The organism is Vibrio sp. STUT-A16, assembly GCF_026000495.1.
GTDB classification, from domain to species: domain Bacteria; phylum Pseudomonadota; class Gammaproteobacteria; order Enterobacterales; family Vibrionaceae; genus Vibrio; species Vibrio diabolicus.
In genome coordinates this window covers 910,083-929,727 of record NZ_AP026765.1, presented here as the reverse complement: position 1 = coordinate 929,727, position 19,645 = coordinate 910,083, and the positions used below count along the sequence as shown (strand labels likewise).

Sequence of the window (19,645 nt, the reverse complement as noted above, 5' to 3'; positions counted from 1 at the left end):
GCTGCTTTACTGAGTGGCGCATTTTATTCTTCTCGTATTATAGATATAAAAAAGGCTTGGTTTTCACCAAGCCTTTGTTTTTTCTGTTCAGTCGTAGTAATACATTAAAGAATTACTTAGTACCGAAGATCTTATCACCTGCATCACCTAGACCCGGTACGATGTAGCCTTTGTCATTTAGCTTCTCATCGATGGCCGCAGTGTATAGCTCCACATCTGGGTGTGCTTTTTCTAGCGCTTCAATACCTTCTGGTGCAGCAACAAGTACCAACACTTTGATTTGGTTACAACCTTTCTCTTTTAGAAGATCAATCGTAGCAATCATAGAACCACCCGTTGCAAGCATTGGGTCAACAACAAGCGCAATACGCTCATCGATGTTAGAAGCAAGCTTGTTGAAGTAAGGAACTGGCTCAAGTGTTTCTTCATCACGGTAAATACCAACAACACTGATACGTGCGCTTGGCATGTGCTCAAGAACACCGTCCATCATGCCTAGACCTGCACGTAGGATTGGTACTACGGTTACTTTTTTACCTTTAATTTGGTCTACTTCTACCGGACCGTTCCAACCATCAATGGTCACTTTTTCTGTTTCAAAGTCTGACGTTGCTTCGTAAGTAAGTAGGCTACCGACCTCAGTCGCTAACTCACGAAAACGTTTTGTGCTGATGTCACCTTCTCTCATTAGACCAATTTTATGTTTTACTAGAGGGTGCTTTACTTCAACAACTTTCATGTCCATCTCCGGCTATAGTTGGCAATATTTAAACAAACCTTCAGATTATACATGATTTTTACAGGGATATCAGGATAAATCACTAAAGAAAAAAAACAGACGCAAACGTTTGCTATCTATGTTTAAGCACTGTTAGAATAGCGCCGTTTTCATATCCAACTTAATACCGAGGACTTCCCTGTGAGTGGTAACAACTCTTCTCTTAGCTATAAAGACGCTGGTGTAGATATTGATGCAGGCAACGCGCTTGTGGATCGTATTAAGGGTGCGGTAAAACGTACTCGTCGCCCTGAAGTTATGGGTGGTATCGGTGGTTTTGGCGCGCTATGCGAATTGCCAACCAAATACAAACAACCTGTACTGGTTTCTGGTACTGATGGCGTAGGTACTAAGCTTCGCCTAGCACTGGATATGAACAAGCACGACACTATCGGCATCGACCTTGTTGCGATGTGTGTAAATGATCTTATCGTGCAAGGCGCAGAGCCACTGTTCTTCCTAGATTATTACGCAACAGGCAAACTAGACGTTGATACCGCAGCGGATGTTGTTTCAGGTATCGCGGAAGGCTGTATTCAAGCAGGTTGTGCCCTAATTGGTGGCGAAACTGCGGAGATGCCTGGCATGTATGAAGGCGAAGACTACGACGTAGCTGGTTTCTGTGTTGGCGTAGTCGAAAAAGAAGACGTGATCGACGGCACGAAAGTCGCTGCTGGTGATGCACTTATCGCTGTTGGCTCAAGCGGCCCACACTCAAACGGTTACTCCCTTATCCGTAAAATCCTAGAAGTATCAGGTGCAGATAAGAACGAAGAACTAGCAGGTCGCACTATCGGTGAGCACCTACTAAAACCAACTAAGATTTACATCAAATCAGCACTTAAGATGATTGAGAAACACGACATCCATGCGATTTCTCATATCACTGGTGGTGGTTTTTGGGAAAACATCCCACGTGTGCTGCCTGAAGGTACAAAAGCAGTTATCGATGGTAGCAGCTGGGAATGGCCAGTGATCTTCAAGTGGCTACAAGAGAAAGGCAACGTCGACACACACGAAATGTACCGTACGTTCAACTGTGGTGTGGGTCTAATCGTTGCACTACCTAAAGACCAAGCGGAAGCCGCGGTTGCTCTTCTTCAAGAAGAAGGTGAAAACGCATGGGTGATTGGTCAAATCGCGCAAGCTGAAGCGAATGAAGAGCAAGTTGAAATCCAATAATTTGCAAATCGAGCTCACAAGATAAAAAGAATGAGGACACTAGATGACTAGGTCCTCATTTTGCTATCTAGAACAATAAAAACCATTCTATTAGTAGGTAGTTTAGAAGCTACATAACTCTAACCTACAATACCAAGGCACTCTCGACATCATGAAAAACCATACCCTAAAAAACATTGTGGTCCTCATCTCGGGTAACGGAAGTAACCTGCAAGCTATCTTGGAAGCTTGCGAAAACAGCATGCCAAACGCACGAGTGGCAGCCGTGTTCTCTAACAAAGCAGATGCTTTTGGTTTAGAACGTGCAAAAAAATTTGATGTAGACGGTCACTTTGTCGACCCTAAAGCATTCGACTCGCGTGAAAGCTTTGATGCAGAGCTAATGAGTCAAATCGATGAATACCAACCAGACGTGATTATTCTGGCGGGCTACATGCGTATTCTGAGCAGCGAGTTTGTTTCTCATTACATGGGTAAGATGATCAATATCCACCCTTCTCTTCTACCAAAATATCCTGGGCTACACACACACCAGAGAGCAATAGATGCTGGCGACAAAGAACATGGTACGAGTGTGCACTTTGTAACGGAAGAGCTTGATGGTGGCCCTGTCATACTGCAAGCAAAAGTTCCGGTGTTCGAAGACGATAATGCTAGTGTACTTGCAGCACGTGTGCAGGCTCAGGAACACCGAATCTACCCTATGGTGGCTAAGTGGTTAGTAGATGAGCGTTTGATCATGAAGGATGGTAAAGCCTATTTAGATGGCGCAGAGCTTGGCGCACACGGCTACGCCTCCGATGAGTAGTCCTGAATACCAAACTCCAAACACAAAAGAGCAGCCTGAGAGCTGCCTTTTGTTATTTTGAAACATATAAAACTGATTCAAGAAAACCGTAGTGAGACTAGAAACCTAAAACCCAACATTCTAAAAAATCCCATAACCACTTGAGTAACACGACATTCGGAAAGTAGATTCTGAATCTGGTTCGTTCCTCACCGTTCAGAATGACGTGGTGTTTTATGAGAAATTTCTATCAGTTACGTCTTTCCGGCAAGCCTTAGCGAGACTAGGAACCTAGAAAGTATGAGAGTTCACCAGTATACGCATTCGGTTAAAAAACGTATAAAAATAAAGCTCGCGATTAAGCGAGCTTTACGAGTTGTTCCGAATTAACTGCTATTCTAACGGCTCAGTTGGCGCCTGATTGCCCGGTTTCGCCGCTGCAAACGGCACATTCACCAGTTCAGAGGCATTGTTTTTCACAAGTTCACCTAGGTGAAACAAGCCGTATTCGCCAGGCTTCATCCGCTGCCAAGCTTCATTGCCCGTTAAAGGTTGAGTCGCGATCACAGACACAATGTCGTGTGGCGTTGTTTCTTCTTGGAAGTTAATTTCCACATCTTCATCAAGCAAAGCGGCTTTACCAAACGGTGCGCGTCTCGTGATCCAATACAAATGATTGTTGCAATACGTCATTACATACTCACCATCACTCAGAAGCATGTTAAATACACCCTTCTCTCTTAGCTCATCACAACATTTAGCAACATATAAGAATACCGATTCCATATCCTTTGGCGGCTCAGGATATCGATCTTCCATTTGCTTCAGCAACCAACAAAAGGCCAGTTCGCTATCTGTCTCGCCGACAGGTCGGTGTCGACCCGTATGTAAGTCTTGATAGCCTGAGAGCTGACCGTTGTGCGCAAACGTCCAATACCTACCCCATAACTCACGTGTAAAGGGATGAGTATTTTCTAAATTAACACCACCACGATTCGCCTGCCGGATATGACTAACGACAGCACGACTCTTGATAGGATAATTTTGCACTAACTCTGCAATTTGCGACTCACAACTTGGCTTGGGATCTTTGAAAGTTCGAAAACCTTTCCCTTCGTAGAAGGTAATTCCCCATCCGTCACGGTGTGGGCCAGTTCGACCTCCACGCTGCATGAGCCCGGTAAAACTGAAACAAATATCCGTCGGAACATTAGCGCTCATACCGAGCAATTCACACATGATTTAAAAAACTCCCTAACAACACAGCTCGAAAAGGTGGCTGTGAAACGACTATTCCATCTCTTTTTCAATCAACTGAATGATGATATGAATAATCTTAATATGAATTTCCTGAATGCGGTCCGCATAACCAAAGTGTGGCACGCGGATTTCAATATCGGCAAGCCCTGCCATTTTGCCGCCATCTTTGCCTGTTAGCGCAATCGTCTTCATGCCTTTCGCTTGCGCCGCTTCAATCGCTTTCAGGATGTTACCTGAGTTACCTGAAGTCGACAGACCAAACAGTACGTCACCTTTTCGGCCTACCGCTTCTACATAACGGGAAAACACGAAGTCATAACCAAAGTCATTACTCACGCAAGAAAGGTGGCTTGGATCTGAAATAGCAATACCAGCATAGCCAGGACGGTTTTCTCGGTAACGGCCTGTTAACTCTTCGGCAAAGTGCATCGAATCACAGTGAGAACCACCGTTACCACATGACAGTACTTTACCATCTTGCTTGAATGAGTCAGCAATCATTTTCGCCGCTGCTTCGATTTGCGCAATGTTATGGTCATCGCTTAAAAATTTGTTGAGCACTTCAGCAGCTTCGTTTAATTCACTTCTAATCAGATCATGGTACATAAGACGTTCTCTTTATTATTTCGGCTTCAGTCAGTCCTAGATTCACTGAGCAAATTGTTCTGATACCAATTTGGTATCGGACATTTCATAAACCTGAACTCGGGTTTGATTACTCTGAGTTTACCCACAAACGAGAATTAGTGTCGATAGTGAACCAACAGATTTAGATTGGTGATGGTAATAAACTTGTCAACTTGCTCATGAAACCATCACTCAAATCGCAACTTTAGAACTTTAACTCTACTTAGATCACTTTTTATCCAATCTTATGTTTTACATTTCCTTAATATTTTGATTACACTTAAACCAACTGGTTAGACCTCTTACCTAACATACAGACGTACAACACTTATAAAGTCTGAAAAGGAAAATACATATGGACATCTTGCTCTCAATCATCACGATGACGGTCGTGCTAGGCATTACGCTCTACCACCGCATGTCTCTCGTGAAATCTATTAGTTTACTCACAGCAGCTATGTTAGCTCTCACAGTAATAGGCGCGGTTGACGTTACTGGTTGGGCTATTTACGTTCTTGCTGCCGCTGTATTCGCGGTTCCTGGCGTACGTCAGTCTTTGATAAGCCGCAAAGCATTAGCGCTTTTCAAGAAAGTGCTGCCAGCTATGTCTCAAACCGAAAAAGAAGCGTTAGACGCAGGTACCGTCTGGTGGGAAGCCGAGCTATTTAAAGGCAAACCAGAGTGGCAAAAGCTTCACGCAATTCAAGCACCTAAATTAAGTGCAGAAGAACAAGCCTTTTTAGACGGTCCAGTGAATGAAGTGTGTGCCATGGTGAGCGATTTCCAAGTGACTCACGAACTCGCAGACTTACCGCCAGAAGTATGGCAATACCTGAAAGATCACAAATTCTTCGCCATGATCATTAAGAAAAAGTACGGTGGTCTGGAATTCTCAGCATACGCGCAATCACTAGTACTACAAAAACTAACGGGTGTTTCTGGCGTTCTATCGTCTACCGTTGGTGTTCCTAACTCTTTGGGTCCTGGTGAGCTACTGCAACACTACGGTACTGAAGATCAGAAAAACCATTACTTACCGCGCCTAGCTGAAGGTAAGGAAATCCCTTGTTTCGCCTTAACGAGTCCAGAAGCGGGCTCTGACGCTGGATCTATTCCAGATTACGGTGTGGTCTGTAAAGGCGAATGGGAAGGAAAAGAAGTACTGGGTATGCGCCTGACTTGGAACAAGCGCTACATCACCCTAGCGCCAGTCGCAACGGTACTAGGCTTAGCATTTAAACTTCGCGATCCTGAAGGTTTGCTAGGCGAAAAAGAAGATCTTGGCATCACTTGTGCGCTTATCCCAACTGATGTCAAAGGTGTTGAGATTGGTAACCGACACTTCCCGCTCAATGTGCCATTCCAAAATGGTCCAACGCGCGGTAAAGACATCTTTGTTCCTATCGATTTCATTATCGGTGGTGAAAAAATGGCGGGCCAAGGTTGGCGTATGCTGGTTGAGTGTCTATCGGTTGGTCGTGGTATCACGCTACCTTCAAACTCAACAGGTGGCATCAAAACTGCGGCAATGGCAACGGGCGCTTACTCACGCATTCGTCGCCAGTTCAAACAACCTATCGGTCACATGGAAGGCGTAGAAGAGCCATTGGCACGTCTGGGTGGTAATGCTTACGTGATGGATGCAGCAAGCAACTTAACCGTGGCAGGTATCGACTTAGGTGAAAAGCCATCAGTAATCTCAGCTATCGTGAAGTACCACTGTACTCATCGCGGTCAGCAAAGCATCATCGACGCAATGGACATCGTAGGCGGTAAAGGTATCTGTATGGGACCTTCTAACTTCCTAGCGCGTGGTTACCAAGGTGCGCCTATCGCGGTAACGGTTGAGGGTGCAAACATCCTAACTCGTTCAATGATCATCTTTGGTCAAGGTGCTATTCGTTGTCACCCTTACGTTCTTGAAGAAATGAACGCCGCGTACTCTGATGCCAGTGACTCTGTAGAGAAGTTTGATAAAGCGCTTGCTGGTCACGTGAGCTTTACCATGAGTAACCTCGTTCGCAGTATCTGGTTTGGTTTGAGCGACGGTTTAGGTTCTTCATCACCAACCAAAGATGCAACCAAGCGTTACTACCAACAGTTGAACCGCTACAGTGCAAACCTTGCCTTGCTATCGGATATCTCGATGGCAGTGCTAGGTGGCTCTTTGAAGCGTAAAGAGCGTCTATCAGCGCGTCTTGGTGACATTCTAAGCCAACTATATTTAAGCTCTGCGGCGTTGAAACGTTTTGAGCAAGATGGCCGCCCAGTCGAAGATTTACCATTAGTACACTGGGGTCTACAAGACAGTTTGAAACAAGCGGAAGTGGCGGTAGACGAATTCTTAGCAAACTTCCCGAACAAAGTGATTGGTCGTGCGCTACGCGTATTGATCATGCCATTTGGTCGCGTACGCAAAGCGCCAAGTGATAAGCTAGACAGCAAAGTGGCGCGTATTCTACAAACGCCAAGTGCAACGCGCTCACGCATTGGTCGCGGTCAGTACCTTGAACCAACCGAGCACAACGCAGCAGGTAAGATTGAGCTTGCCCTGTCAGTCATTCTTCAAGCTGAGCCAGTGTTCGACAAAGTATGTAAAGCGCAAGGCAAACGTCGTCCATTCCTACGTTTGGATATGATTGCTCAGGAAGGGCTAGAGCAAGGCTTCATAACGCAAGAAGAAGCCGATCTACTCAGAGAAGCGGAACAGCATCGTCTGGATACAATCAACGTTGACGACTTTGAGCCGGAATTGCTCGCCGCAAAGCCGCTATACCCTCAGATGGATAGCGTTGCCTAACTCTCTAATCTGAAACCATACAACGGGAGTGACAACTCCCGTTTTTTATTGCTACCAGAATAGCCTTCATAACACCTCACACCACGAAGAACCTCTGCGCAAGCGCAATAAAATCCACGCACTCCGAACCTTCCCCCGATTTCCAGTGATAACTAACTCACAGACGTTCCAAGCAAGCGGTGTATACTTTAAGTAACTCACTCACATATATGGTAAATCCGTTGGCTAAAATATTATTCGCACAGTGGTTCCCAGGGCTTGTTCAGCTTAAGCATTATCAAAAAGAATGGTTTGTTAACGACTTTAGAGCCGCCTTTTCTGTTGTCGCGGTTGCCCTGCCAGTTGCCATAGCTTATGCACAATTAACCGGGGTATCCGCAATTGTCGGTCTTTACTCGTGTGTACTGCCAATGTTGGTGTACGCCATGATGGGCACATCTCGACAACTCATTGTCGGACCCGATGCAGCAACCTGTGCAGTGATCGCTGCTGTTGTGACACCACTTGCCGCAGGTGACCCCACAAAACATTGGCAGTTAGTCATGACCATGACGGCGATGACTGGTATTTGGTGTGTACTGGCAAGTCGTTTCAAGTTAGGGGTGTTTGCAGACTTCCTTTCTCGCCCGATTCTTTTGGGTCTACTCAACGGTGTCGCTCTCACGATTATCGTTGGTCAGTTTGCCAAAGTGGTCGGTTTGAAATACGAACAACGTTATTTGCTGGAACGCTTATGGGAGGCTCCACAACGATTAACCGATCTTCATTGGCCTACCGTAACTCTGAGTATCGTGACGGTTGTCGTTTATTTACTCACCAAGCGCTACCGACCAACTTGGCCTGCTGCCATGCTGGCAATACTCGTGACTACCGCGTCAGTTTGGTTTTTCCATTTACAAGAGATGGGCGTATCCGTGGTTGGACTCACTCAAGGTGGTTTCCCTCAGTTTCAAACGCCGGAGTTTGAGCTAGGTGAAGTTCGTGAGCTAGTGGTCCCGGCGCTCAACCTTGCGATTGTCAGCTTTGTTAGCATGATGCTCACCGCGCGCAGTTTCGCCGCTAAAAACGGTTATGATATTGATGCAAATAAAGAGTTTCAGGCGTTGGGCTTTGCCAACATTGCCTCAGCGTTTTCGCAAGGTTTCGCGATAAGCGGCGCTGACTCACGCACAGCGGTAAATGATGCCAATGGCGGTAAATCTCAGTTAGTTTCGATTGTCGCCGCAATCACCATCGCCATTATTGCGGTATTTATTTATGAGCCTTTACAGTTTATTCCCATCGCATCACTTGGTGTCGTGTTGATCATCGCCTCCCTGTCGCTGCTCGATCTCAAAGCCATTTGGAAATTAAAATCTCGTGACAAAGATGCGTTTTATCTGGCCATCATCACTTTTATTTCTGTTTTGATCGTAGGCGTAATACCGGGGATCACTTTGGCGGTACTGCTAGGGCTGTTTCAATTTTTGCGTATTGTCATGCGACCAAGTGATCAGCTACTTGGCTTGGATGAAAAAGGCACCATTCGGACCATCGACGACTCAGGAAAAGCTTCGCCTATTCCAGGAATGGTGATTTACCGCTTTAACTCGCCGCTGACTTACTTCAATGCACCTTACTTTAAACGCCGAGTGTTAGAGCAAGTAGAACATCACAAAGACGCAAGTTGCGTTGTCATCGACGCCGTATCGAGCTTTACTCACTTAGATCTCAGCGTGATGGCAACATTGTCAGATATTCACAATACTTTAAAAAAGAGAGGCGTACGCTTAATCCTCGCAGGAAGGAAACGACGCTTACGTCAATGGTGTGAGCTTACTGGTATCAGCACCAGTGAAGGAGGCATCTTACTGCGAGCCGATATGTACCTTGCCATTAAACTTAGTGGCTGTTACATCAGTGCTGTGGGTGAGGGACAAATTCCTACTGTTCAAAAAGAGCCTGATTTAGAGCAGCCACCCAAACCAATTCCAGAAGTGGCTTAAATGGAAATTTAATATAGAAAACAGGAGATTAAACTCCTTTTTCGAGTACTTATCTTCACAGCTGAATACGTATTACGCCTTCGGCTTAAACTTTTTTGTCATCCCTTGGCTTTTAGGAGCCACCAGCCTATAACCAAGCTTTTCGTAAAAGACCGGTTCATCAGCAATCATAGAAACGTAAGAGCCTTCAAGTGCAACAGAAGAAAGATAACCGTCGATGTATTCCATGACTTTTCTACCTAAACCGTTACCTTGATAATCAGAATCAACGGCAACGTCGACAATTTCGAAGTTACACGCCCCGTCACCAACAACCCGACCCATTGCAATGAGCTTTCCTTCATCCCGGACAGATACGCCATACAACGAATTGGGTAGACCAATTTCAGCAGCTTTCAACGATTTGGGTGATAGCCCGGCTTTGACACGCATATCACAGTATTCTTTCGGGCTTGGCACATGCTCTTCATATCTTATTGTCATTATGTACGACTCCTTTGTATCATCTTGGAGCTTACACAACCAAACTGTATAAATAAACAGTTAAAAATTGGAAAGATGTTCCCGTTAAGCACACAAAGTATCGGGTCTGGAAAAGAAGCCACCGACAACTCTGACGCCATAATAGATATAAGTTGCTCTGAAGCTAGACATTCCTTTTTCTAAACATATTTCTCTCAGCAACATATCCGCATGCTTTCGAGCACTTTGAGGCAACACCTCTTCCCTCATGAGTTGGTAAAGAGCATCATGAACTAAAGAAGCTTTCATAATGTTTTTTGTGTCTAATGCTGGCCCACTCGCTCCATCCCATGCATAGCCCTTTTTAATCGTTAACACGCCTTGTTTGGACAAACTAAGAAAAGGGCTGTCATACACCTGACTCACTGAAATGCGAGTCTCAATCTTTTCTTCAGAATGGAGAGTGTATTTGTACTTCTGACGCTTTTTGTATTTCATAACCTAACCGCTTAACTAACTTGAGTGGGAGGAACGGGGATAACTCTCAAATTAGAGTTTCTCAGAGAGTTTTTTCAAGTAGGACTTTGCAAGATCATGGTTATCTCTGCTCAACCACTTAATACAATCAAAGAGTTCCCAAATCAGGCCTTGATCACCACTGGTATAAACTGGGAAATCTTCATGTTTTGGCGCAGGTTCATCAGTAACCATGCCAGCAGTCACATCAGCTTTATCAAATAAAACCTTAAATGGCTTAGAAAGTTTGAAAGGCTCACAGATATCTAAACAATGAATCTCCGCACTGGTTAGGTCATTAAAAATATATTTTTTGAAGCACGCATTTTCGTTGTGCTCTCCCTCAAGACGATAAAAAATGTCTTTATTTGCTTCAAAGTGGGTAAAGCAAGGCTCTGAGGCTTTATGGAAGTTGTTTTGAGTAAAGACAACAACATCAGCGTCCGAAATACGGTCACCTTTTCCTGATGACAATGAACCAAGCAATACCGCAGCAACAACGTCTTTTTCAGAATAAAAGGCATCATAAGCAGACTCAACCAAGGCCTTTTGTCGTGGTAGATGTTCTAGTTCTAACGCTCCAATTGTCATAACTCACTCCGTAGATACGCACTAAAATCAAGTCGAAACGTAAAGAGTATCATGCGAGCTTTATTATGATTAATCAACGTTAAATCATGGTGTTACTTTAAAATAAAATGATTAATGACCATGAGAAACATCAAATTCTGTCTCAAACTTAAACTGAAAAAAAACGGAGCCGATTGGCTCCGTTTCTCGCTTTATGTGTTACTACTATTTCTTTGGCACCTCTAACTGCATCTCTGGCATGGCATCGCGTTTCGCTTTAATTTTGCGCCAGACTATCCATGCAAGGATCACAATCAGCAGCATTATCACATTACCCACCGCGATAATAATCATGCTGCGCTTACGCTCAGCCTCCCGCTCAGCGATAATTTGCTTTTCCATTTCAATACGGCGCTGCTCGGCTAATTCAGCTTCTTTTGCAATTCGAGCGGCTTCTAGATCAACGTCATCAACAACACTGAAAGTTTGCTCTGGAATAGGAAACACCAGTGGACGTTGCGTCGCAAAATCAGTGGCAAAGATCTCGCCGCGCCATGCGTATTTACCAAGCTCAGCGTCGTTATTGAGGTTCAGCGTGGTTCTCATTCCATCTTTAGAAACCTGGCCTTGGCTGTAGCTAACAAAGCCATCGGGTGCATCTTGTTCCACCGTGACTGCGATTGAGCCTGGCGCGATCATACCTTGCTCACCACTCACCACCAATTGGTGTGGTTTGTCAGGATTGCGCGCCTGAATAAAAGTACGAGAAATGGGGTTCGGATAAACCAAGATGACTTGCTCTTGCGCTCGTAAGAATACGCCATTACCAGAGGTGATTCGCGCACGGTACTTACCGGGCTCAACATCTATTGGTAGTTGGACAGTGAACACACCATCCCCTGCTTTTTCATCCAAGCCGCGGCCATCATCAGCAAACTCACCCACAACCATCGGCACTGGACGTGCTTCTTTGATCAACTCATCTTCATTTTCGACAAACTTGGTAAATGTCACGCGCAAATTCACGCGGTCAAGGAAGTCGCGCAGTACAAGAGGTTTGTCGTCGGAGGTTAGGCGAGCTGTAAACTTAAGCGCTTCCCCATTATATAATCGGTTTGGGAACACATCCGTGCTGAGCTTTAAGTGAGAAATTAAGCGGATGTTATTTTTAGGAGTGACTTTCCCCACAGCCTGCCATGGGCCTGGCATAGGGTTGTCAACGGAGATAATATCGAGTGAGGCTTCTTGGTACCAACGTACATTGTCGTAGGCGTCCCAAGCATAGTACTTTTTACCGTCAGGGCGGACTAAAACAACTGGCTGAGAACTTTGCTCACGATAAACTAAAAAAGTGATCTGCTCGATGGTTGGATCCACTCGAAAGCGATTGTCTAACAAAGACATAGCAGATTCACTCGATGCACTCGAGAGACTACTCCATATCGCTAAAAACGCGACCAACAAAGCCCTCAGCATAGCTTCTCCTATTGATGCCAAATACAGTCGTTCACCAACTCTAATCTTTTTTGGTGAGCTTCTAGTTCATCGGCACTTGCGCGCAAAACCTTTAGCGCTTTTCTTCCTTCAATACGGCGAATGGTTTCTACCCCACCCTCTTGTTTATTCGCGTTAAACTCTAGACTCGTTTGACCACCCGTCATAAAGAGGTAAACGTCGGCTAGAATCTCCGCATCGAGCAAAGCTCCGTGGAGTGTACGGTGCGAGTTATCAATACCGTAACGTTCACATAAGATATCAAGGTTGTTTCGCTTACCTGGGAAGATTTTCTTCGCCATAGCAAGGGTGTCGGTCACCTTGCAGTAGTCGTCCGTTTTGCCGATGTTAGGATCGAGCATGCCAAACTCGTAATCCATAAAGCCCGTATCGAAGGGCGCATTGTGGGCAACAAGTTCGGCGCCTTTAATAAACTCAAGAAACTCTTGGTGCACGCTCGCGTATTCCGGTTTATCAACCAAGAATTCATCCGTAATACCGTGAACTTCAACCGCTTCTGGTTGGATTTCACGATCGGGTTTTAAATAAACGTGGAAGTGACGACCAGTCAGCTTACGGTTGATGATCTCCACGGCACCGATTTCAATAATGCGGTGTCCCATGTAGTGAGGACCACCCTCGCGGTTCATACCTGTGGTTTCGGTATCGAGAACGACAATGCGGTTATATTCAGAATTGCTGCTGGTATTCATAAGGTTATGTATGTCAGACTATGCTTTATTAAATGTTTCGGCTAATAGTACCAAAAAATATGACCAAACACGTTGAGATTTTCACTGACGGTTCTTGTTTAGGTAACCCAGGACCAGGTGGTTACGGCATTGTATTGCGTTACAAAGACGTAGAAAAGACGCTTTCCAAAGGCTACACGTTAACCACCAACAACCGTATGGAAATGTTGGCGGCTGTCGTCGCGCTGCAGACGTTAAAACAACCTTGCAAAGTCACTTTAACGACTGACAGCCAATATGTGCGCCAAGGTATTACTCAGTGGATCCATAACTGGAAGAAGCGTGGCTGGAAAACAGCGGATAAAAAACCCGTGAAGAATGCCGATCTATGGCAAGCTCTAGACAAAGAAACTGCACGCCATCAAGTTGAATGGCACTGGGTAAAAGGCCACGCTGGTCATCGTGAGAATGAAATTTGTGATGAGCTAGCCCGTACCGCCGCAGAAAACCCAACCGAGGAAGATACTGGTTACCAACCCTCTTAACGAGATTCTTTCCTCATAGTATTGCCCTCTCGATTCATCACCCCTAGTGGTGTGAGCTTTTTCTTCAAACGCCAATGCGGTTTGATAGGCTTGAGAGGGTATGTTCGTTTCCTTGCCACAATGTAATACAAACTCCCTGCAGGTGACGCCCAATCACCGAGACTGTTTTCCAACCATGTCCACATCGTGCGGTAACGCTTCATCGGAAACAGCGCGTAACGGTCGCAATGAATCACTTGATAATTAAGTAACCCTAACCAGTCGTTGATGCGGTTCGACGTAAACATTCGTCCACTCCAAGGCAAATTATGTTTACGCCAAGGAAGCAAACTCGCTAATCCAGTCAAACTTAGTGGGTTAAATCCAGTGATTATCAAATAACCATCATCCATCATCACTCTATCGACTTCCCGTAGCAAACGGTGTGGATCGCTTGCATAGTCGAGCTGATGAGCGAGTATCACAACATCAAAGCTTTTTTCCAAAAAGGGCAATTCGTAACCATCTGCAATTACATTATGCAACGGGTTCTGGATATCTACGTTGACTTGGTGTTGAATGTTACAATTACAGCTGGTTAGCTCACAGCTCAACCCGCCCAGTTTGAGCATATGGTAGCCGAAGAGTTTCGGGCACCATTCATCAAGTCGGGTCTGGATTGACTCAAGCACCCACGGACCGTTGTTCATTGCTGACCAAGTCGACGGGTGTGGTATAGTTTTGTTGCTGAGTGCTGGTTTCATTAACCACCTGACTAAAATGGGTGACGGAGAACGAATCGTGTTAGAGATCAAAAGCATACCCGCATTTAATGATAATTACATCTGGCTGATACAAAATAGCGATAAGCGTTGCGCAGTCGTTGATCCGGGCGATGCGAAGCCAGTGTTAGAATACTTGCACGCTAACGAATTAACTTTAGAAGCGATTTTAATTACGCACCACCACAACGATCACATTGGTGGCGTTCCAGACTTAGTGCGTGCCTTTCCTGAAGTCGCCGTTGTGGGCCCGAAATCTGAGCCAATTCCAACCCTAACGACACCAATGGAAGAAGGCGACAAGCTGGAGTTGTTTGGTGAGATTTTCTTAGTACTTGGGTTACCAGGCCATACCTTAGGTCATATCGGTTACGTTGGAGACGGAAAACTGTTTTGCGGTGACGTGTTGTTTTCCGCAGGCTGCGGTCGTATTTTTGAAGGTACGCCAGAGCAAATGTTTGAGTCACTAAACAAGCTAACGTCTCTACCAGAAGAAACTCAAGTCTTCTGCGCGCATGAATACACCGCGAGTAACGTGGCGTTTGCTTTAGCGGTTGAGCCTGATAATGAGCAGCTCCGTCAATATCGCGATGATGTAAACCGACTGCGAGCTCTAAACATTCCGACACTTCCAACAACAATACGCAAAGAAAAGTGGATTAATCCGTTCTTGCGAACCACCAATCCTGACGTGGTTCAATCTGTTGCTAGTCGCATTAAAAATAGCGATCCATGCTCGGTTTTTACTGCTTTGCGTGAGTGGAAGAACGAATTTTAACCATTTTCTGCTTGTAAGTTTGCAAGACCCCAGTATTATCAGGGGCTGATTTTTCGAGAAGCGCCACTGGCGCTTCTCTTACGTTTGGGGTTGATATAAATCTATTTGAATTTCTCCCCATTGCATAATTTAGAAGCTCTTTGCCTCTATTAATTAGTTAGTGTTTAAAAGATGTCTATTATCTTGCGACTGCCACGCACATTGTGTTGCGCGACAGGCAGGTGAAGATAAAAAGGCCCTAAATAGGCTGAATCCATGCGTTTGAAGTATACCTGGGCGTTGGCGTTGTTATTATCTGGCTGTCAATTGACTCAGTCAGACTCAACGTCTTCTACACCAGAAACCAATAAATCTGAGCAGACTGCAAAACAAAATGCAGCGAAGGCTCAACCGGGCAACACATCGTCTTTAGCAAAAAAATCCGCTAACGACGCGCCTAAAGTTCTTTCCCCTCAGGAACAAGAAGATGTATGGCAACGTATCGCCATGCAACTTGAAATGGATATCCCAAACCATAAGAAAGTGGACTACTACCGTACGTGGTATCTAAAGCACCCGAATCACCTTTACACGGTGTCTAAGCGTGCGACTCCTTTTCTATACATGATCACAAAACGTATCGAAGAGCGTGGACTTCCAATGGAGCTTGCTTTGCTTCCTGTGGTGGAAAGCTCATTCGATGCCTTTGCCTACTCACATGGTAGTGCAGCTGGATTGTGGCAATTTGTCCCTGGCACCGGAAAGATGATGGGACTAGAGCAAAACTACTGGTATGACGGTCGCCGAGATGTGGCAGCAGCAACGGATGCCGCACTGGACTACCTTGTACAACTAAACGAGCGTTTTGATGGTAGCTGGGAGCATGCAATTGCCGCTTACAATAGTGGTGGTGGCCGTGTTTCTAGCGCAATTCGTAAGAATAAAAAGCTCGGTAAACCTATCGATTTCTTCTCATTGGACTTACCAAAAGAGACCAGCAGTTACGTACCTAAGCTGCTAGCCTTGGCTGACGTCATCGCAAACCAAGACAAGTACGGACTTAATATTCCTGCGATTCCAAACAAACCTGTTCTAACGCTTGTCGATCCGAAAGAACAGCTTGATCTGGCCATTGCAGCAGATTATGCCGGCATTGGTGTGAAAGAGTTACAAAGTTACAACCCTGCATACAACCAATGGTCGACTGCGCCTGAAGGTCCGCACCAACTTTTGATTCCGGTAGAGAAAAAAGAGACTTTTCTCACTAAGGTGGAGAAAAACCGTGGTAAAGGGATGAAGGTCGCTCGCTACAAGGTGAAGTCTGGTGACTCTTTAAGTGTGCTAGCTAATAAATACGGCACAACCACAAAAGTGATTCGACGTGCAAACGGCCTGTCGAATAACAATATTCGTATTGGCCAATACCTACTGATTCCGACGTCAACAAAAGACGATGCGAAATACGCACTAACGGCACAAAATCGATTAAGCAAGACTCAATCACGTGTTCGTGGACAACTCAAGCTCACTCATGTCGTTCAGTCTGGAGAAAGTTTGTGGTCAATCGCACGTGAAAATAAAGTGTCGTATAAATCGTTAGCAAAATGGAATGGCATGGGCCCTAAAGATCCATTGCGCGTTGGTCAAAAGCTCGTGATTTGGAAGGACTCAGACAAAGGTGCTGTGATTCGTACCGTTTTCTACAACGTTCGCTCTGGTGACACCATTAGCGGCATTGCAAGCAAGTTCAAAGTAAAAACGAACGACATCGTGAAATGGAACTCGCTACACAAGAAAAAATACTTACAACCAGGTCAAAAACTTAAGTTGTACGTTGACGTAACGAAGGTAAGTGTATGAACCCATCAAGCAACCCACTTGTGATGCTGTTGGACATTTTTCGTTCTCCAACATCTTGCTTTCTAGCGCTTTACCAACGCGGCGGATGGGGATGGCAACCGTTCATCTTCTTGATGCTTAGTCCGTTTTTATTCTGGGGCGCTTACTTTTCGAATGTCGATTTCACGTGGCTCAGTGACCAACTTGCCGAGCAGTTTCAGCAAATCGACCCAAAGCAGATTGAGCTATTAGAGCCAAACACGCTAATGGCCAGTGCGATCATCAATGATGTATTCAACCGCTTTGCCACCTTACTGTTGCTTGCGTTTTGGTTCTTTCTTGCAACGAAGGCAAGCAAGCAACAATATGGTTACTGGAAGTGGTTTGCCGCGTCGTGTGCAATCTTATTCCCAGCAGTACTAGGCGATATCGCAAGCTACGCGAGCCTGTTACTCAAGCATGGCCAGGTGATGACTTACGCAGCAGATTTAAACAGCCTCAATGGTCTATTAAAACTGCCGCTTACCAGCGAGTGGTCGCATTTTGCCAGCTCACTACCACTACTGCTGCCTTGGTATATTGTATTGGGCTACGGTGTTGTGCTTACTTGGACTGAGTTTGAACGTGGGCAAGCCTTGGTGATTGCAAGCCTGCCATGGGTATTCTTCTACGTTATTTGGGCGCTTTATATTGTAGTGACCTAAGCTAGTCATCTAACGTAAATGACAGTAACAATGGGTTATGATCGGAAGCGTCGCTCTGCGGCGCTTTCGCGTATTTGAGGGTCAATCCTCGGTAAAATACGTGATCCAACGGTAATCCCGTTATAAATTGGACTCGATGATCAGGCGAGAACGTCACTTCCTGCAAGTCCGCGGCTTTTAAGGCCTGTCGCATCGCATTAACGCGAGATTCACTCCAACTATTGAAGTCTCCAGCGAATAGGATCGGCCCTGTATGATGCTTTAAAAGCATTTCAAGAGCCGTTAACTGAGAGACATACTCTTGCGTGCCAACCGTGAAGTTAATCGCATGTACATTCACCACAGCGAGTCTCTCGCCATCGCTTAAGTGATACTGGCTGTATAGTGCAGACTTGGGTAAACGCAGCCAAGGCTCTTTAGACGTATAAGCACAGGCTTTTTCTGGTTGCCCTTGAGCGATACTAATCACACCCGCACCGCTGCCCAGCGCCTTAAAGGCACTCACTTGGTTGCTGACCCAGTTGCCATCCACCAACCATTGCTTAAAAGATGGTGTCATGCTGGCTTCTTGCAATAACAGCAGCTGCTTATCAGCAGAGAATTCATTGAGTGCGCTTTGCCAATTAGTCCGGTTCTGTTTGTAGATATTCCAGACAAGTACATTGATTTCACCGCCCTGATCCAGAGCTTTTGAGCCGCTAAATTCGATACACCTAATATCCTGCGTCAGCTCTGAACCTGTTTGAGTAATGATTTGCGGCTGATCTGGTACGGTGAAAATAACCTGGAAGCCGACCAATACCGCCATAATAAGAAAAGCTAACGCCAGAAAAAAACGCTTAAACATACGACAAACCTGAATATACGCACCCTAAAACTGGAACAACCAACCTCGGGTTATTTGATTTCACTGAAAGTAAAAAACAAAAAAGGAGCCACTTGGCTCCCTTTTAGCATAATAAATACGAGACAGGTAACAAGAAACCTTAGATCGCGTCTTCGTCTTCTTCACCAGTACGGATACGAACCACACGCTCAACATCAGTAACAAAGATTTTACCATCACCAATTTTGCCGGTTTGCGCGGTTTCAATGATCGTCTCTACGCATTTATCAGCCACATCTTCCGTTACAACGATTTCGAGCTTCACTTTAGGCAGAAAGTCCACCATGTACTCTGCACCACGGTAAAGCTCGGTGTGACCTTTTTGGCGACCAAAGCCTTTCACTTCAGAGACGGTCATCCCTGTAATGCCAACTTCAGCTAGCGCTTCTCGAACATCATCCAATTTAAATGGCTTGATAATCGCTTCAATTTTTTTCATGTTCATCCCTTAAGCTTCAATCGATTGCGCTTATTATCGTTTAGCGTTTCGCAACATTCAATGTTTGTCTCTGATCCACCAGCGAAAATCCAGATTGAGCAAATTAACATGGCGAATATCGTGAGTTGATAAAACCCCAATGAGGACAGCTCAATGCCCAATCGTCCAAGCTTTTTCAGACTCGCGTTTACTTCAAACTTGCGTAGTAAGCCGCTAGATTTGCGATATCTTCATCAGACAACAGTGATGCTTGAGCTTGCATAACAGCAGCAAGACCACCTGTTCGCTCTTTGTTTTTATAGGCTTTAATTGAGCTGATAATGTATTGCTCGTTTTGCCCTTTCAGGTTTGGGTAACCCGGAATGACAGCAATGCCGTCGGCGCCATGACACGCAGCGCATACTCCTGCCTTTGCTTGACCTGCTGTGGCATCTCCCGCTGCTAGAGCCTGCCCACTGAACATGGTTAGCGCCACCATTGCGCCCATGATTGTTTTCTTCATTGCTTCACCTAATCAATTATTATTTAAGGATTTTTATATTTTATAATCGACATTGTGGC

General features: G+C 45.3%; 20 protein-coding genes. 8 read left to right on the top strand and 12 right to left on the bottom strand.

All coding sequences use genetic code 11. The features are described 5' to 3' along the window. Positions 1–112 precede the first annotated feature (112 nt). Entirely contained in the window at positions 113–739 is a 627-nt protein-coding gene (gene upp / locus OO778_RS04380; protein WP_041852906.1) for a uracil phosphoribosyltransferase, read from the bottom strand. A 180-nt stretch (positions 740–919) separates the two neighbouring features. Between upp and purM the strand changes: the two genes are divergently transcribed. Both purM and purN read left to right on the top strand, forming a co-directional pair. After that, complete coding sequence (gene purM / locus OO778_RS04375; RefSeq protein WP_264910765.1) at positions 920–1,960, top strand: phosphoribosylformylglycinamidine cyclo-ligase; 1,041 nt, start codon at positions 920–922, stop codon at positions 1,958–1,960. Positions 1,961–2,111: 151 nt separating this feature from the next. Continuing rightward, a complete protein-coding gene (purN, locus tag OO778_RS04370) occupies positions 2,112–2,768 on the top strand; it encodes a phosphoribosylglycinamide formyltransferase (protein WP_085342905.1) in 657 nt (218 codons plus the stop codon). Positions 2,769–3,140: 372 nt separating this feature from the next. On the opposite strand, the gene OO778_RS04365 is transcribed toward purN, so the two are convergent. Beyond that, on the bottom strand, positions 3,141–3,986 hold the full coding sequence (locus tag OO778_RS04365; RefSeq protein WP_264910762.1) for a class II glutamine amidotransferase: 846 nt from the start codon (positions 3,984–3,986) through the stop codon (positions 3,141–3,143). 51 nt (positions 3,987–4,037) lie between these two features. Then, on the bottom strand, positions 4,038–4,613 hold the full coding sequence (gene lpcA, locus OO778_RS04360; protein ID WP_005380392.1) for a D-sedoheptulose 7-phosphate isomerase: 576 nt from the start codon (positions 4,611–4,613) through the stop codon (positions 4,038–4,040). A 376-nt stretch (positions 4,614–4,989) separates the two neighbouring features. On the opposite strand from lpcA, the gene fadE reads away from it, so the two are divergent. After that, positions 4,990–7,434 carry an acyl-CoA dehydrogenase FadE gene (fadE, locus tag OO778_RS04355; RefSeq protein WP_264910760.1) on the top strand — a complete coding sequence of 815 codons (2,445 nt, stop codon included), beginning with the start codon at positions 4,990–4,992 and terminating at the stop codon, positions 7,432–7,434. A gap of 209 nt (positions 7,435–7,643) precedes the next feature. Beyond that, positions 7,644–9,419 carry a SulP family inorganic anion transporter gene (locus OO778_RS04350; RefSeq protein ID WP_074191688.1) on the top strand — a complete coding sequence of 592 codons (1,776 nt, stop codon included), beginning with the start codon at positions 7,644–7,646 and terminating at the stop codon, positions 9,417–9,419. A 72-nt stretch (positions 9,420–9,491) separates the two neighbouring features. On the opposite strand, the gene OO778_RS04345 is transcribed toward OO778_RS04350, so the two are convergent. From OO778_RS04345 to dnaQ, 5 genes are all read right to left on the bottom strand, one after another. After that, complete coding sequence (locus tag OO778_RS04345; protein WP_017633770.1) at positions 9,492–9,902, bottom strand: GNAT family N-acetyltransferase; 411 nt, start codon at positions 9,900–9,902, stop codon at positions 9,492–9,494. An 84-nt stretch (positions 9,903–9,986) separates the two neighbouring features. Beyond that, positions 9,987–10,379 (bottom strand): DUF1353 domain-containing protein, encoded by a 393-nt coding sequence (locus OO778_RS04340; protein ID WP_074191689.1) that lies wholly within the window; start codon positions 10,377–10,379, stop codon positions 9,987–9,989. A gap of 51 nt (positions 10,380–10,430) precedes the next feature. After that, positions 10,431–10,988 carry a hypothetical protein gene (locus OO778_RS04335; RefSeq protein WP_203347016.1) on the bottom strand — a complete coding sequence of 186 codons (558 nt, stop codon included), beginning with the start codon at positions 10,986–10,988 and terminating at the stop codon, positions 10,431–10,433. A 204-nt stretch (positions 10,989–11,192) separates the two neighbouring features. Beyond that, entirely contained in the window at positions 11,193–12,443 is a 1,251-nt protein-coding gene (locus OO778_RS04330; protein ID WP_104970846.1) for a TIGR03503 family protein, read from the bottom strand. A gap of 8 nt (positions 12,444–12,451) precedes the next feature. Then, positions 12,452–13,174, bottom strand: coding sequence for a DNA polymerase III subunit epsilon (dnaQ, locus tag OO778_RS04325; protein ID WP_005380385.1), 723 nt, complete (start codon positions 13,172–13,174; stop codon positions 12,452–12,454). 59 nt (positions 13,175–13,233) lie between these two features. On the opposite strand from dnaQ, the gene rnhA reads away from it, so the two are divergent. Further along, the gene (gene rnhA / locus OO778_RS04320; RefSeq protein ID WP_012841509.1) at positions 13,234–13,698 is read left to right on the top strand and encodes a ribonuclease HI; all 465 of its coding nucleotides are present in this window, start codon (positions 13,234–13,236) and stop codon (positions 13,696–13,698) included. Here the strand turns inward: rnhA and OO778_RS04315 are convergent. Further along, on the bottom strand, positions 13,695–14,441 hold the full coding sequence (locus OO778_RS04315; RefSeq protein WP_012841508.1) for a class I SAM-dependent methyltransferase: 747 nt from the start codon (positions 14,439–14,441) through the stop codon (positions 13,695–13,697). The genes rnhA and OO778_RS04315 overlap by 4 nt on opposite strands. Before the next feature lie 37 nt (positions 14,442–14,478). On the opposite strand from OO778_RS04315, the gene gloB reads away from it, so the two are divergent. From gloB to OO778_RS04300, 3 genes are all read left to right on the top strand, one after another. Continuing rightward, positions 14,479–15,237: a hydroxyacylglutathione hydrolase gene (gloB, locus tag OO778_RS04310; protein WP_047008870.1), complete on the top strand. Its 759-nt coding sequence runs from the start codon at positions 14,479–14,481 to the stop codon at positions 15,235–15,237. 255 nt (positions 15,238–15,492) lie between these two features. Further along, positions 15,493–17,076: a LysM peptidoglycan-binding domain-containing protein gene (locus tag OO778_RS04305; protein ID WP_264910756.1), complete on the top strand. Its 1,584-nt coding sequence runs from the start codon at positions 15,493–15,495 to the stop codon at positions 17,074–17,076. Continuing rightward, complete coding sequence (locus OO778_RS04300) at positions 17,073–17,759, top strand: YIP1 family protein (RefSeq protein ID WP_264910754.1); 687 nt, start codon at positions 17,073–17,075, stop codon at positions 17,757–17,759. Before OO778_RS04305 ends, OO778_RS04300 begins: the two co-directional genes overlap by 4 nt. Position 17,760: 1 nt before the next feature. Here the strand turns inward: OO778_RS04300 and OO778_RS04295 are convergent, their stop codons facing one another. From OO778_RS04295 to OO778_RS04285, 3 genes are all read right to left on the bottom strand, one after another. Continuing rightward, a complete protein-coding gene (locus tag OO778_RS04295) occupies positions 17,761–18,606 on the bottom strand; it encodes an endonuclease/exonuclease/phosphatase family protein (RefSeq protein ID WP_264910753.1) in 846 nt (281 codons plus the stop codon). A gap of 139 nt (positions 18,607–18,745) precedes the next feature. Then, entirely contained in the window at positions 18,746–19,084 is a 339-nt protein-coding gene (glnB, locus tag OO778_RS04290) for a nitrogen regulatory protein P-II (protein WP_005436810.1), read from the bottom strand. Positions 19,085–19,271: 187 nt separating this feature from the next. After that, positions 19,272–19,586, bottom strand: coding sequence for a cytochrome c (locus OO778_RS04285; RefSeq protein ID WP_074191692.1), 315 nt, complete (start codon positions 19,584–19,586; stop codon positions 19,272–19,274). Positions 19,587–19,645: the final 59 nt, after the last annotated feature.

What these genes read in the sequence shown, in the direction of transcription:
- upp (WP_041852906.1), bottom strand. Translation starts at nt 739, where the DNA reads ATGAAAGTTGTTGAAGTAAAGCACCCTCTAGTAAAACATAAAATTGGT.
- purN (WP_085342905.1), top strand. Translation starts at nt 2,112, where the DNA reads ATGAAAAACCATACCCTAAAAAACATTGTGGTCCTCATCTCGGGTAAC.
- OO778_RS04365 (WP_264910762.1), bottom strand. Translation starts at nt 3,986, where the DNA reads ATGTGTGAATTGCTCGGTATGAGCGCTAATGTTCCGACGGATATTTGT.
- lpcA (WP_005380392.1), bottom strand. Translation starts at nt 4,613, where the DNA reads ATGTACCATGATCTGATTAGAAGTGAATTAAACGAAGCTGCTGAAGTG.
- fadE (WP_264910760.1), top strand. Translation starts at nt 4,990, where the DNA reads ATGGACATCTTGCTCTCAATCATCACGATGACGGTCGTGCTAGGCATT.
- OO778_RS04350 (WP_074191688.1), top strand. Translation starts at nt 7,644, where the DNA reads ATGGTAAATCCGTTGGCTAAAATATTATTCGCACAGTGGTTCCCAGGG.
- OO778_RS04345 (WP_017633770.1), bottom strand. Translation starts at nt 9,902, where the DNA reads ATGACAATAAGATATGAAGAGCATGTGCCAAGCCCGAAAGAATACTGT.
- OO778_RS04340 (WP_074191689.1), bottom strand. Translation starts at nt 10,379, where the DNA reads ATGAAATACAAAAAGCGTCAGAAGTACAAATACACTCTCCATTCTGAA.
- OO778_RS04335 (WP_203347016.1), bottom strand. Translation starts at nt 10,988, where the DNA reads ATGACAATTGGAGCGTTAGAACTAGAACATCTACCACGACAAAAGGCC.
- OO778_RS04330 (WP_104970846.1), bottom strand. Translation starts at nt 12,443, where the DNA reads ATGCTGAGGGCTTTGTTGGTCGCGTTTTTAGCGATATGGAGTAGTCTC.
- dnaQ (WP_005380385.1), bottom strand. Translation starts at nt 13,174, where the DNA reads ATGAATACCAGCAGCAATTCTGAATATAACCGCATTGTCGTTCTCGAT.
- rnhA (WP_012841509.1), top strand. Translation starts at nt 13,234, where the DNA reads ATGACCAAACACGTTGAGATTTTCACTGACGGTTCTTGTTTAGGTAAC.
- OO778_RS04315 (WP_012841508.1), bottom strand. Translation starts at nt 14,441, where the DNA reads ATGAAACCAGCACTCAGCAACAAAACTATACCACACCCGTCGACTTGG.
- OO778_RS04305 (WP_264910756.1), top strand. Translation starts at nt 15,493, where the DNA reads ATGCGTTTGAAGTATACCTGGGCGTTGGCGTTGTTATTATCTGGCTGT.
- OO778_RS04300 (WP_264910754.1), top strand. Translation starts at nt 17,073, where the DNA reads ATGAACCCATCAAGCAACCCACTTGTGATGCTGTTGGACATTTTTCGT.
- OO778_RS04295 (WP_264910753.1), bottom strand. Translation starts at nt 18,606, where the DNA reads ATGTTTAAGCGTTTTTTTCTGGCGTTAGCTTTTCTTATTATGGCGGTA.
- glnB (WP_005436810.1), bottom strand. Translation starts at nt 19,084, where the DNA reads ATGAAAAAAATTGAAGCGATTATCAAGCCATTTAAATTGGATGATGTT.
- OO778_RS04285 (WP_074191692.1), bottom strand. Translation starts at nt 19,586, where the DNA reads ATGAAGAAAACAATCATGGGCGCAATGGTGGCGCTAACCATGTTCAGT.